Origin of the sequence: Paraburkholderia humisilvae, from assembly GCF_902859855.1 — a bacterium.
Classification (GTDB): Bacteria; Pseudomonadota; Gammaproteobacteria; order Burkholderiales; family Burkholderiaceae; genus Paraburkholderia; species Paraburkholderia humisilvae.
This window is the reverse complement of record NZ_CADIKH010000098.1, coordinates 1-13,305: the sequence shown is the minus strand read 5'-3', so window position 1 is coordinate 13,305 and position 13,305 is coordinate 1. Positions and strand designations below refer to the sequence as shown.

General features: G+C 54.9%; 9 protein-coding genes and 2 pseudogenes. 4 read left to right on the top strand and 7 right to left on the bottom strand.

What is annotated here, in order from left to right; translation table 11 throughout:
* From HV796_RS37385 to HV796_RS37360, 7 genes and pseudogenes are all read right to left on the bottom strand, one after another.
* Positions 1 to 265, bottom strand: a pseudogene (locus HV796_RS37385) (IS110 family RNA-guided transposase); the annotation flags it as partial.
* 229 nt (positions 266 to 494) lie between these two features.
* Positions 495 to 632, bottom strand: a pseudogene (locus HV796_RS46110) (IS110 family RNA-guided transposase); the annotation flags it as partial.
* An 81-nt stretch (positions 633 to 713) separates the two neighbouring features.
* Positions 714 to 1,607 carry a LysR family transcriptional regulator gene (locus HV796_RS37380; protein ID WP_175232869.1) on the bottom strand — a complete coding sequence of 298 codons (894 nt, stop codon included), beginning with the start codon at positions 1,605 to 1,607 and terminating at the stop codon, positions 714 to 716.
* A gap of 829 nt (positions 1,608 to 2,436) precedes the next feature.
* Positions 2,437 to 3,708 carry a cbb3-type cytochrome c oxidase subunit II gene (locus tag HV796_RS37375; RefSeq protein WP_175232868.1) on the bottom strand — a complete coding sequence of 424 codons (1,272 nt, stop codon included), beginning with the start codon at positions 3,706 to 3,708 and terminating at the stop codon, positions 2,437 to 2,439.
* The gene (locus HV796_RS37370; RefSeq protein WP_217478117.1) at positions 3,708 to 5,129 is read right to left on the bottom strand and encodes a cbb3-type cytochrome c oxidase subunit I; all 1,422 of its coding nucleotides are present in this window, start codon (positions 5,127 to 5,129) and stop codon (positions 3,708 to 3,710) included. The genes HV796_RS37375 and HV796_RS37370 overlap by 1 nt, the downstream gene beginning before the upstream one ends.
* A 2-nt stretch (positions 5,130 to 5,131) precedes the next feature.
* Complete coding sequence (locus HV796_RS37365) at positions 5,132 to 6,103, bottom strand: c-type cytochrome (protein WP_175232867.1); 972 nt, start codon at positions 6,101 to 6,103, stop codon at positions 5,132 to 5,134.
* Entirely contained in the window at positions 6,100 to 6,807 is a 708-nt protein-coding gene (locus tag HV796_RS37360; protein WP_175232866.1) for a c-type cytochrome, read from the bottom strand. Before HV796_RS37360 ends, HV796_RS37365 begins: the two co-directional genes overlap by 4 nt.
* A gap of 1,953 nt (positions 6,808 to 8,760) precedes the next feature.
* Between HV796_RS37360 and HV796_RS37355 the strand changes: the two genes are divergently transcribed.
* The 4 genes from HV796_RS37355 to HV796_RS37340 all read left to right on the top strand — a co-directional run.
* On the top strand, positions 8,761 to 9,531 hold the full coding sequence (locus HV796_RS37355; protein WP_175232865.1) for a ferredoxin--NADP reductase: 771 nt from the start codon (positions 8,761 to 8,763) through the stop codon (positions 9,529 to 9,531).
* A 59-nt stretch (positions 9,532 to 9,590) separates the two neighbouring features.
* Positions 9,591 to 10,151 carry a DsrE family protein gene (locus HV796_RS37350; protein ID WP_175232864.1) on the top strand — a complete coding sequence of 187 codons (561 nt, stop codon included), beginning with the start codon at positions 9,591 to 9,593 and terminating at the stop codon, positions 10,149 to 10,151.
* Between the two features lie 66 nt (positions 10,152 to 10,217).
* Positions 10,218 to 11,222, top strand: coding sequence for a substrate-binding domain-containing protein (locus HV796_RS37345; RefSeq protein ID WP_175232863.1), 1,005 nt, complete (start codon positions 10,218 to 10,220; stop codon positions 11,220 to 11,222).
* 970 nt (positions 11,223 to 12,192) lie between these two features.
* A partial coding sequence (locus HV796_RS37340; RefSeq protein WP_175232862.1) for a nitrite/sulfite reductase occupies positions 12,193 to 13,305 on the top strand: 1,113 nt, incomplete at its 3' end.

Genomic DNA, 13,305 nt, shown 5'->3' with positions numbered 1-13,305 from the left:
AGCGGTGCAGCCAGAAACCGTCGCGGCCTGCCTCATAGCAGCTGTAGACGGGTGTGTCGGCGCTGAGGTGACAACGGGCTCTCGCGTTCGCGACGACGGTGAGAACCGCGGCGGCATCACCCGCGGCGAGCGTGCAGTGGCTGGGCGCACGCTGGCCATCACCCAGCGAGAGCGTCCAGTTCTTCTCACCCAGTTCAAAGGCTATGTACAGGCGGCCAGCTACCGTCGTATCCTGCCCACGGAGGGCTGTGTCCGGCGTATCCATTTGTGTGCTCCTTCGGAGAAAACGAGTGTGGAACTCCGTTTTACTCCCAGTCGGGCTCCTGTCACTGCCCTCCCACATAGCATCTAGAGGCGCATCGGTGGACCGTCTCAGATAGCCTCCAAGCGAGGTGACCTTGATCAGTATTCACATGAGCTGCAGAGCGTTGGCGCCAATGCGTGAAGCAGCAAGTCGGGGATGACGTGCTCGAGAAGACGATTTCGAGTTTAGATACCATGCAGCGGCTCGGTGCGCGTACCCCATCGCCCAGCGAAAGTTTCCAGCTCCTGTCGCCCAGTTCGAAGGCGACATACAGCGATCCGGTGATGGTTGTATCCTGCCCGTGAAGGGCCGTGCGAGACGCATCCATTTGCGTACTCCTCTCGGACAACAGGTATCGGAATCCTCGTTTTACTCCTGGAGGCTTACTTCCTCGGCCCCTCTATAGTATCTAGCCCCCGTACGCAGCAGCCGTAGCAACTACCAGATCGAACAATGCCTTGCTGCTTGGCGACATCGCCCGCCCTTTCGTCCATACCATGTACAGTGGACGTTCAATTCGTAAATCCGCCACTTCGATTATCGTAAGTTCGCCCCGGCGCAGTTCGTCTTTTACGCTAAGGACCGAGACGTAAGCCAGCGCATGTTGTGCGAGCAGCATCCGTTTGATTGCCTCTGTATTGCTAACAGACATAAGCGGCACAATCCGAAGACCAACGCGGGAGTATGCGTCCTCAACGATCGCTCGCGTGCCTGAGCCCGGCTCGCGCATAATCACGGCCTGATTGGTTAGTTCCTGCGAAAGAAGCCGAGACGCAGCTCTCGGATGTTCCGGTGCGGCAATGATCGCGATTTCGTCGGTGCCGATATGACGCGCGTGAAGAATTGTGTCGTCGAAGGGCCCCTCAATAAACCCGAGCGTAAATGCGCGATCCCGCAGTCCGGCCTCCACAAGCTTCGTGTTCGTCACCGTGAGATCCACCGTGACCTTCGGGAAACTTACGCTAAACCGCGCAATCATGTCCGGCACTAGATAAACGCCAAGTGTGCCGCTCGCGCCGATCTTTATGTGGCCCGCACTTAACCCCACCAGCTCCTTCATTTGTCCCTCGGCAGCATCAGCTAGGGAAAAAATTCTCTCTGCGTACTCGAACAATATGGAGCCCGCCTCTGTCATTGCGACACCTCGGGGCAGGCGATCGAACAAGGTCGTCCCGAGTCGATCTTCAAGCTCGCGAATCTCTCGTGTCACGGCTGGCTGACTGACCCGCAACTGCTCGGATCCTCCGCTAACACTTCCTGCGCGGGCCACTTCATAAAACGCCAATAAATGTGTGAAATTCATGGAGAAAAGTGACCGGGAAAGAAGTCAGCGCGAGTTCACACCGACGAGTCTGATGGTTCGCCAAATGGCGCTGTAGTCCAGCTGCGCAGCGAGAACACGGCCGCGCCGCCCGCTCAACGCCGCAAGTGTGCGAACGTCGCTCAAGCAATCGGTTTGCCACCAGCAACTTGAAATCGACCTCAGCAAATCGAACGGTCCGTGAATGCGCTGCGAATTGCCTAGGATCACCATTCAGCTCAGGTAAAATAAACCGAGTGTGTCGATCGTCAACTGGTTGACCAACGAGATTACGGAATCCGCCGCAGCCGTTTCTGGAGTCACTGTAAATGACCTCGGCATATTGCCGAGACGAATGCCATCCATTCGAGGGTCCGTCCGCAGTCAAGCGAAACCGACCATCACCTCAACTACAGCGGTCTCCTTCCTCCGGTGCCAGCGCCCTTCCGGCCGCATGCATGCAACGCAGTTCTCCCAGTGCCATATTCGGAGGCGAGCCCGAGGAAAGTCACAGTCCAAGGCAGTGCAGAACTCATCAAGCCAAATTCCTCGCGGCGTACATTCGGCGGGAACGACAATGGAAACGCCCGTTAGCGTGTCGTCTGGTACGATATAAACTCAGGACGTTCTGTCACTTTCTTCATTAAATGTTGGCCATTTGTCGGGAACGTTCAAACGATGATCCAATGCGCGCTCGAGTTCCAGGAAAGTGTATTTGGGAAGCTCGATCCGATGTCGGTAAGCCGGCGAAAACGCCCAGACGCACGAGACGATTGCAACCACCGATATTAACGCCCATACAATAAACACGAACATGGACTTCTCCTGAAACCTAGTGCCGTTCCACCTGTGCTGCGGCAGGCGCGCGCACATCAGCTTCTTCATAAACCGAGCGGATGTACGCAGTCACGGCAGTGCGATCGCGTTCAGTCAGGCCGGCAAACGCCGGCATTGCCGTGCCGGGAACGCCGACTCGCAATACCTTCTCGATAGCAGTCGCAGATGGACGTGCCTGAGTAAAATCAAAAGGCCTCGGCTGAATCAATGGTGCAACCGGACCATCCCCGTCGCCGTTCACCCCATGACATGCCGCACACTCTTTGGCGTACACGCGCGCGCCTTGCGCGATAATCGAAATTGGCGGAGCATCTTCATTTTTCGCACGGTCAATCGTATGGAGCCAAGCGATAATGTCCGCCATGTGCTGCTTGCTCAGATCACGCCATGCAGGCATGGACGAGCCGCTCACGCCATTTTCGAGAATGTTTCGCAAGGCGCGGTCCGAGTACGTCACCTGTGTTAGATCTGCAGGGGCGGGATGTAGGGCTGCGGCGACGATAGACTTTCCGTCACCCCGCTCACCGTGACAACCCGCGCAGGATTGCTGAAAGAGGGCGTGGCCCTGTCTGCTATCTCCAGCGGGCAATGTTTCAGTCGAACCCGTCGAACCAGGTTGAATCGGACGCGCGCTAGACTTGCTCGCGTCAAGCGTTACGCACGCGATTGCGGCCCCTTCACTCATCATCGGCCCTGTTCCGGCATGGCGCGCCACCCGGGCATCACACCCCGCCTCACGCCTAGCGGCACCTAGTGTGTCCAAATACGCAATCAGATCGAGCGCATCACGATTTGGGCGTGCAGCGCTGCCGTTGAACATCCAGGGATAACCGGGCATAACGGAATCCGGCACGATAAGCCTTGGATTATATAAATGCGCGAGTTGCCAGTCGGCACTTCGCACGCCCGTCTCTCGCGCAAGATCCGGTCCGATGCGGCGCGTACCCCACAATTGTGGCGTATCGTATTTGGTTTCCCACGCCTCCGTCGGAGCCCCCCAGCGACTGACGTCCTCCATTGTGTTGCGGACCTGCTGTGAATGGCAGTAGGCACACCCTTGGGTAGCGTAAATATGGCGGCCGCGCAGTTGCGCTTCGGTATAGGGGCTTAACGTCACTGGCGCGTCGTTGTGAATCGCACGCAGCAACTCTAGCCCGGGCAGCACGCCGAGCGTCACCACGGACAGTGCAAAAAAACCGACGCCGGCAATGAATAGAATAACCTGACTTGTCCCAAACCATCCGCGGCGCGGTAAGATTTTCAGCATCACCTATCCTCCAGCGTCGGTATCCGGGGACCGCTAAGCATTGACGCGATCAAGCAGCCAAATCCGGCCAGCACTGGTACTGCGGATGCCACGCGCCACCACCAGTACGGCATGGATGCCCTGACTGAGTCCATCCACGGCGCTGGTTCTGCCCAGAGATGCCCTTGCACAAGGCCGGCGACCGTGAGATCGCAGACCATCAGAAGTAATCCGCCTAGCAGTAACCAGAACGCAACGCTCGCCAGACCGTTGTGGTAGCGAGCGCCGGGTGTACGCTGCCACACATGCAACATCCCACCTACAGCAACGAACGTCGCAAAACCAAGCATCGCCAGATGCGAATGTCCAATCACCCAATCGGAGAAGTGAATGACTCGCTGCACGGGCATCAGAGCCTGCACCGACCCTTGAATGCTAACAACAAGATAAAGCACAACGCCGACCCAGACAAAGCGTAGTGGCACGTCGCGAAACATCACAGCGCCGCATCCCACCAACGAAGCCAACTGATTGAAAACCACCAAGATGACGTCGAAACCGAGCAAGACCGACGCGGCAATGGCCGCGCGCTGCGTATCCATAGGAATCGCGGAATAGACATAATGATGCGTGCCGTTGAGTGGGTATACGAAAAAAAGTACCCAGAAACCAAGCATCGATAGAAAATGGCTCAATACCGGCCGCCCGGTTACGACCGGTATGACGTAATACGCGATCGCCAACGCAAGTGGCGTGACGAGCAAGCCAACGGCATCGTGAATCCAAAGTCCGCTAAAAGCCGCGCCTACTGCTCCCGGGGTGAACTCCGGCACGATGCTGCCCATCGGAAACGCCAACAGCGTAAACACCACGCTCCCGAGCACATACCACGCAGAAACGTATAACCTGTCCCGCTCCGGTCCAGTCACGATCGGCCATACAAATTGCACAATCATGAGCAAAAAGCAGATCTCAGTCACGGCGTTGACCACGAACGGAAATTCTGTCCACTCAAGCGGTTTTACAGAGAGCAGCCAATGTGGCAGGTTTGCCTCGACGAGTGCCCAACCCGGCAATACCATCCCGAAGTTCCATAAGGCAAATAGAATCCATCCAAGCTTCGCACCAGTTACCGGCCGCCCCGCAAGCCGCGGCGTTGCGTAATAGAGAAAACAGAGAAACGCATTACCCAACCAACCGAACATGATCCCTTGCGTGTGGTTGTATCGAAGCAGTCCCCACGTCGCCCATGGCTGCGCACCAAGAAAATCGGGCAAGACGAACTTGATCGCAACCATCGTGCCGAATATCGCCGATACAATCAGCGTCGCTATCGCGGCGAGGCCATGCATTCGAACCAGCCGCGCTTGCGTCTCCACGCGATTTGCAGCGTGCGTCCGGCCTGTCCTCTCCGTTGCAACGCCCGAGTAGCTCATACCCATGTTCACTCTCCGCGCTGGAGAACACCGCCAGAAGGTGTCGAGTGGCTACCGAGTATGTATCCATTGACTGTCTGGCCATACATGGACTCCGCCGAATCGTGGAACCGAATACGAGTTTGTTCCACTGAACCTGTATAGCGGGGATCCTGCGGGCGCTCATGCGAGTCCACGAACAACGCGACGTCCCAGGCATCCTGATCGCTAAGCGAGCCGCCTAGCCCCAGCGGCATGTTCGCCTTGATGAATTCAGCCGCATTCTTGACACTGGCCATCCCGGCCCCCCAGTTGTACGACTGGTCGCCCCATAGCGGCGGGAACGCCAAACTTCCGTTAGCCGCACGTTGCCCTCCTCCGTTTGCTCCGTGACATAGGGCACAACGAGCGGTATATACGTGACTGCCCCGTTGATAATCAGGAGCCAAAGTCGGCTTCGCCAGACTGGGGAATCCGCGCCCTGCAATCTTCGGGTTAATCGTCATTCCCTGTGCAAGCCAGTACGCATATGCCTCGAGCGCAACCAGCACCGGATCGCCCAGAGGCGGGGGTTTTCCGTTCATGCTGTAACGGAAGCAACCCTGCAATCGTTCGGCAAACGTGTTGACCTGGTCATTCTTGCTGCGATAAGCGGGATACGAAACATACGCCGCCCACATTGGCGAGGCCCCCGCCTTGCGTCCCTCGTCCAAGTGGCAGCTTGCGCAACGTAATGGATTACCCACAAAAGACTTCGCATAGATTGCCGGATCATTGAATATCTTCCGCCCTTGCTCTATCACTCGACCGAAATCGCCATCCGGGATAGGGCGCTCAGCCGGCACCGACGCTGTACCAGACGACACGTGCGACTTCGTCGACATCGCGACGACTGTCTTTGTTTTCGATGATTCACGATGCCCTACTCCCGCTATCCAAATCCCGACCGCGGCAATCGCGAGGATCACCACGATCAATGGAAAAGCCACACGCGAATTCATGGCGTCTCTCCTTTCGCAACCGGCGATTGAGCAGCAAAGTAGTCAGCCACACCGACCGCTTCAGCATCGGATAGCTTCCGGGCAATCGTTGACATCAGACCTAGCGGACCTGGCGCCCGCTTGCCATACTTCCAGGCCGATATCTGATTTCGGATGTAGATCGCCGACTGCCCTGCAAGCGGAGGGAACACGTCGCCAACTCCACTGCCGTTGCTTCCGTGACAAGAGACGCACGCCGGCACCCCTTCCGCCCAGTTACCACGCAGCGCGATCCGCTCTCCCACATCGTTTCTAGTCTTTGCAGCACTTGGGGAATTCGGGGTTTGTGGCGCGGGCATCGATGCGTAAAACCCTGCGAGAGCAGTCCGATCGCCGGTGGAAAGCAGCTTCGCTATAGGACTCATCATCGGATTGTTGCGCGTCCCGTCGGCCAGTTCAGTCAATTGCTGTTCAAGATATAACGCAGGCAAACCAGCAAGGCGTGGATAGCCTACCGCAGGGTTTCCTTCACCAGCAGAGCCGTGGCAAGCCGAGCAGGCCGGAATGCCGCTTGCCGAACCTGACCGCGCGACTTCTGCTGCTGGTTCACCAACTTCCTGCGCGAAAGCACCGTCCGGCTGTAACAGCAACGCAGTAGTTGCGCACATCAACGCCACGATTCCGCGGCCGACGGTAGTGCCTAGTCCGATATTTTCAGAGGTCATTTGAATTTCACATACAACCCGTGTTGGTTGGTCGAACCACTTGCACACCGCGCATGCGGTCTTCATTTGCTAACTAGGCAAAAACTCGCCATCGCGTAAAACTCAGCCAGGCTGCTCGCAAGGCTTCCCTTCCCGAAATCAATCCACAACGACGACCGCAGCCCCTCGCGCAATCCGCGTCGATGATCGAGTTTGTCGTGCACAGATCCTTCGATCTATTCATCGGCAAATGTCGACCGCGCAAATACCGATATAGCGAATCCAAATTAAGGTACCTTTCTTGACGTCGTCCCGTGCCCTTTTCGCTATGCGGATCTTTCGCCAAAACCTGACTGCAGTCGGACCCGTGGTGACGTGCCAGTTCATGACAGTGTATTAGCGGACCCCAATAGGAAGAACTCTTACGTTTTCAAACTCCTCTTGCACGCCGTTCATCTACGACGCGGAGTTCATACGGCTGTCTTGAAAAGTTGACCACCCACGCATAAAATTAGTATTTTTGCGGGAATCCTCACTGGGCTAGTGATGAATGCCCTATAAACAATGCATTACCCGCAACGCATCAAATCTCTCCTGCTTCTCCCGATGCCGCTCCTCAAATCGGTTGGAGCCGAGATCGCCAACCGTTTCGCCGATTCTCTCGATCAAAACCCGCAAAACCGCCGTAGACCAACTAAAGTTCTCGCCCTATCGCCCAAGAACTGTCTGCCGCCGCCCCAGCCACTTCCCTATCACTCGATACTCATTGCTATCGCAACACGACAGAACCCGTATCCGTCGACAGATCTAACCATGGGCGATGCATTGGTTTCAACTTATAAAACATAATAATTTCGACATCTTTATATAAATTTATATAATTAATGTTAAGTTAAAACCAGCGCACAACCTACTCAAATCATTGTCTCGTGTTTTTACATAGATATTTAATCTTAAATCTAAAATTTACTCACCATAACGTCGACCATCTAAAAAACGCTGATCGTTAATAAATATTGTCTAGCCACGGGTATGCGCTATGATGTGCGACACGATATGAACGAAAGCTGAGTTCGCCGCAATTTGGCGCTCGCTTCCGCGCTAAATTTCATACACCGCTCCGTCGACACAATGCTGATGCACGCATCGTTTGGGGGCCTCAAAGGGAAGCTCGCGACTCTGGACAGCTGAGAAAACGAGACGGCGCGTCGAGGGCATGATTCAACGGCGTAATTCCTGAATCAGCGGTTGCTGCCGTTGCGTTAAAGAGCCATCGCGGGACATGCAAGTGAAGACATGCGTTGAGACCAAGATAAACTGGTAGCGTTTACATCGGATAGTAGACAAGGCGATGAAGACGACTCCTCGCACTCCGCGAATCTACCTTGCAACTTTGGATTAATCCGTTATTTATCGGTAAACATGACGTAGAACCTTGATGGCACGATTGAGAAAACGCGCGAGTCTCGCCACCCGCACCCGGTAAATCTCAATCTCCACCGCTTGTTGCAGTTCACCAGGACAAGAACCTGGAACAATATCATCGAGCAGGATGACGACCGATACCTAGCGCACGGGACTCATGGGTCCTAGTTGTGTTGCCGGGGTTCTCGTATCTGAAATTGGGCAGGCGCTCGTGATCAGGAAAATGAACTAGCTAAAAGACGAGATGTCACGCCGGCCATTGGTCTGAAAATACGGCTCACATCCAGCAAAAATATTTTGTTAATATTTTATATTAACCATTCCATCCTTATTGCTGACAGGACAAAAATGACAGGTATACGCTTGAGGCATGGTCGAGATATCAACATTGTATTTTTACACAACCACAGACTCCCTTAAACTGCGCTCGTACCCTTCGGTGGTTGGCCAATAACAAAGGATGCCTTTAACCACCTTCGCGCTGAAAATTCCGCCGGACAGCAATTCTCTATCCGAGTCGTTTCGAATTTTAAAAGGAGTCGTTTCATCATGAGCAACCTGAATCCTCAAACCGTCACAGCTGTGCATCACTGGACAGACACCCTTTTCAGTTTCACTTGCACACGAGACCCCTCGTTTCGCTTCGACAGTGGACAATTCACCATGGTTGGCCTCGATGTCGCCGGGAAACCGTTGATGCGTGCCTATAGCATCGCGAGTGCAAACTACGACGAGGAGTTGGAATTCTTTAGCATCAAGGTTCCGGACGGCCCCCTCACTTCGAGATTACAGCACCTGAATTGTGGCGACTCGGTATTGATCGGGAAAAAACCGACCGGCACCCTGATTGTGGACAACCTTCTGCCAGGTCGCGTTCTCTGGTTGTTGTGCACGGGTACCGGTCTTGCGCCTTTCATGAGCGTGATTCGAGATCTATCGGTATACGACCGCTACGATCAGATCGTCGTGGTGCATGGCTGCCGGTACACCCGTGAACTCGCGTATCGCGACTACATCACACAAACGTTACCTCAACATGAGTATCTTGGTGAGGAGATTCGTCGGAAATTGATCTATTACCCGACGGTTACCCGCGAGCCTTTTTTGAACATGGGTCGCATTACGGATTTGATTGAAAATGGCAAACTGTTCACCGACACGGGACTTCCGGTCTTTTCAACAGAACGAGACCGCGTCATGTTGTGCGGGAGTTCCGCGATGTTACGTGATGCGCGTGCCCTTCTAGACGCACGCGGCTTTGAGGAAGGTAACCAATCGGTACCTGGGCACTATGTAGTGGAAAAGGCGTTTGTTTCGTAAATAATGTTAACTGATAACCTATATTTATCCCGATAAGTATTTTATACAGGACTATCACTATGATCAGGATCAGAACTTTGATTGCTGCTACGTTGGTTGCTGTTACAACGGTTTCCGCCCATGCAGCAAAAGCCGAACCAACTGGATTCTGGACAACACCCACAATTCAAGGATACGGTAACATTCATTTTCTGCCTGACAGTGCGTTTAAACCAGAACCTGGACACACCTATAAAGTGGTCTTTGCGCTGACTCAAGACGCAAAGAATCCCCGCAAGGTTAATCCGGCGCTGGATCACGTGGCCCGCACAGTCAACCTGTATGTCGAGGCAGGTGTTCCTCTGAAGGATCTGACATTCGTGGCGGTCGCTTACGGTGCGGCCACACCTCTCGCGCTTGATAACGCTCACTATCGTGCCAAGTACGGTGTGCCCAACCCGAACCTGCCGCTGATCGAAAAACTGAAGGCGGCGGGTGTCACGGTAGCCGTTTGTGGTCAGGCAGTAGCCGAACATCACTTCCAGTATGAGTGGATTGACAAGGATGTGACGCTTGCTCTATCGGGTCTCACTACAGTCACCACTCTTGAGCAACAGGGTTACGCACTGATGCCAGAGTAATCGCTCATGTGCGGCGGAGAAGTCGCTTGCTGCGAAACCCCGGCCATCATTCCTGGAGTCAACCCGATGTTTCATCAAATCAAGAAAGTGGTGATCGCCTATTTCATGTGTGCTGTCGGTGCATTCACTGCCCTCCCGACGCTTGCACAAACGTCGAGTCCCATGGAACCGGCTTCCGATCAAGGTGTCTATCCACCGTGGCAGCATGGTACAAACAACGACCAAATTAAACGCGGGCTGTTATTTACCGAGCCTGACGCAGACAATCTCGCTGACTTCCATGGGGACCCGATTCATCCCCTTCTCGCGCTGTACGTTGGTGGAAACTATTTTTTCGCCATGGCTCCGCTCGTGCAAGCATTCGAAGCACGGTATCCGAAGTACAAAGGTCATATCTACTGGGAAACAATTCCACCCGGTCTGCTCGCAAAGCAGATGGAGACCGGCGGAACCGTAACTGTTGGCAACATGACCTGGAGCGTTAAGCCGGATGTTTTCCTTGCGGGGCTCAATGCGGTGCAAAAACAAATCGACGCTGGGCTGCTGAAAGGACCCGCAGTGCCTTACGTGACCAATACCTTGACGATCATGGTCCCCAAAGGCAATCCCGCACACATCGAAGGACTCACAGATCTCGGTAAGCCTGACATCCGACTGGCCATGCCCAATCCAGAGTTCGAAGGTATCGCGCGACAGATCAAGACATCGCTCGAACGCGCAGGCGGACAACAACTGGTCGACAATGTGTACGGTACCAAAGTGGCAGATGGTACGACGATTCTTACGCATATTCACCACCGCCAGACACCGCTATGGATTATGCAAGGAAAGGTACAAGCGGGTGTCACATGGCAGTCCGAAGCTGCATTCCAAGAGCAGATCGGCCACCCAATCAGTCATGTTGAAATTCCGACCGCAGATAACACGACCGCGATATATGCTGGTGCCATAGTGAAAGGTACACCTCATGCCGAGGCGGCCCAGCGCTGGCTGGATTTCATCCGGTCAAAGGAAGGACTTTCTATCTTTGAACGATTTGGATTCAAGTCCTACAAGGCATCTAATGACTGATCGTTAATAATGATACGGTTTCCTTTGTGCCCGCCATGCGGGCATTTTTTTACCGTTTGTTGATTTTTAATTATTTGTTTCGGCATTGCTCGCAGGTTTCGTCATTAGCATACCCTATGCGCCAGATGAACCTCACCGATTTAACGAGAATGAACGAGCGCATGCGGTATTATATTTCTTTCGCCCAAAGCCAGCGGTTCAATTCCGGAACCGAACTACAGCTTAGTCCTTCGACCGACCATAGGTGCTGTGTATCGATGAGAAGGTCCACTGCCACGCTCTGGACCGCATCGAATCGATGTTCTCGATAGGATTTGACAACGTTGAGGGCGTCCTCACACCGAACGTGCGACACCGCACCACAACACTGTTTGTTGCGCTCAACGCGGCGAGCGCGGACGCATCGCCCAATACAAACCAATGCCTCGAACCCTACCGCGTTTCACGCATAAACTCGCCGGGTAAACGATCCACCGGTCAACAGCGTCATCGCAATGCGTACGGTAGACGGATTTTTCCCGGTCATGCTGGACGGCCAAGCCTAGTGCGACGAATCGTTCTTTTCAATGTATCGCCGCCGAAAGCATGAGCGCGCACTGAACAACAGGTTGGGAGCGAGTGGGAACAACTCACTGTCACGATTTATCCCTTTCGATGACCGATACGTCCGCCGTACGGCTGACTCGTCCGTGGTCAGTTTTCGAAAAAGCTCGATCATAGGATCGTCACCCTTTTCACACGTTTTACGAAACAGAAAAAACAGCCATTTTCCATGACACACGCGAATGATCAATCGACGCATATTCACGGCCTAAGGCATCACGGATTGGTATCGCAGCAATGTTAAAAAGGTATTATTCGTGAGCATGCCAAATCCTTATAGTCGAACTATGGCTAAACATTGCCGCACCAGTCCCAGTAAGTATCTCATGGCGCAATGAGATTGCCGCGTTTACTCCAGGATTTCCAAATGTATCAATACGATCAGTACGACCAGACCATCGTCGATGAACGCGTCGCGCAGTACGCCGATCAGGTTCGCCGCCGGCTGTCGGGCGAATTGAGCGAAGAAGAGTTCCGTCCGCTGCGCCTGCAGAACGGTCTGTACATGCAGCGCCATGCGTATATGCATCGGATCGCGATTCCGTACGGCAACCTGCGCAGCGACCAGATGCGCATGCTCGCGACCATCGCGCGCGAGCATGACCGCGGCTACGGGCACTTTTCGACGCGCACCAACATCCAGTTCAACTGGGTCGAACTCGAGGAAACGCCGGAAATCCTGCGCAAGCTCGCGTCGGTGCAAATGCACGGCATCCAGACCTCGGGCAACTGCATTCGCAATATCACCGCCGACCAGTTCGCGGGCATCGCGCCCGACGAAACGGTCGACCCGCGTCCGTGGGCCGAGATTCTGCGCCAGTGGTCGACGTTCCACCCGGAATTCGCGTGGCTGCCGCGCAAGTTCAAGATCGCGGTATCCGGCTCGAAAGAAGACCGCGCGGCGGTGCAGATTCACGACCTCGGTGTCTATCTGTCGAAGAACGCCGACGGCGAAGTGGTCGCGAGCATTCTCGCGGGCGGTGGCCTTGGCCGCACGCCGATCATCGGCGCGATCATTCGCGAAAACCTGCCGTGGCAGCATTTGCTGACCTATTGCGAGGCGGTGCTGCGCGTGTACAACCGCTATGGCCGCCGTGACAACCTGAACAAGGCGCGGATCAAGATTCTTGTGAAGGCGCTGTCGCCGGAGAAGTTCGCGCAGCAGGTCGAGGAAGAGTGGCAGCACCTGAAGGACGGCCCGTCGACGCTGACGCAAACGGAACTGGACCGCGTGTCGCAGTACTTCCAGCCGCCGCAGTACGACAAGCTGCCGGACACCGATCCGAGCTTCGAAAAGCATCTGCTCGAAAGCCGCGCATTTACTCGCTGGGTCGAGCGCAGCGTGCGGCCGCACCGTGTGTCGGGCTACGCGGCGGTCACGCTGTCGCTGAAGCCGCACGGCGTGGCGCCGGGCGATGCGACCGATGCGCAGATGGCAGCGGTCGCCGATCTCGCCGACGCCTACTCGCTGGGTGAAATC

Excerpts from the sequence above, each read along its gene's own strand:
- HV796_RS37355 (WP_175232865.1), top strand. The coding sequence starts at position 8,761 with ATGAGCAACCTGAATCCTCAAACCGTCACAGCTGTGCATCACTGGACA.
- HV796_RS37370 (WP_217478117.1), bottom strand. The coding sequence starts at position 5,129 with ATGGGTATGAGCTACTCGGGCGTTGCAACGGAGAGGACAGGCCGGACG.
- HV796_RS37375 (WP_175232868.1), bottom strand. The coding sequence starts at position 3,708 with ATGCTGAAAATCTTACCGCGCCGCGGATGGTTTGGGACAAGTCAGGTT.
- HV796_RS37345 (WP_175232863.1), top strand. The coding sequence starts at position 10,218 with ATGTTTCATCAAATCAAGAAAGTGGTGATCGCCTATTTCATGTGTGCT.
- HV796_RS37365 (WP_175232867.1), bottom strand. The coding sequence starts at position 6,103 with ATGAATTCGCGTGTGGCTTTTCCATTGATCGTGGTGATCCTCGCGATT.
- HV796_RS37350 (WP_175232864.1), top strand. The coding sequence starts at position 9,591 with ATGATCAGGATCAGAACTTTGATTGCTGCTACGTTGGTTGCTGTTACA.
- HV796_RS37380 (WP_175232869.1), bottom strand. The coding sequence starts at position 1,607 with ATGAATTTCACACATTTATTGGCGTTTTATGAAGTGGCCCGCGCAGGA.
- HV796_RS37360 (WP_175232866.1), bottom strand. The coding sequence starts at position 6,807 with ATGACCTCTGAAAATATCGGACTAGGCACTACCGTCGGCCGCGGAATC.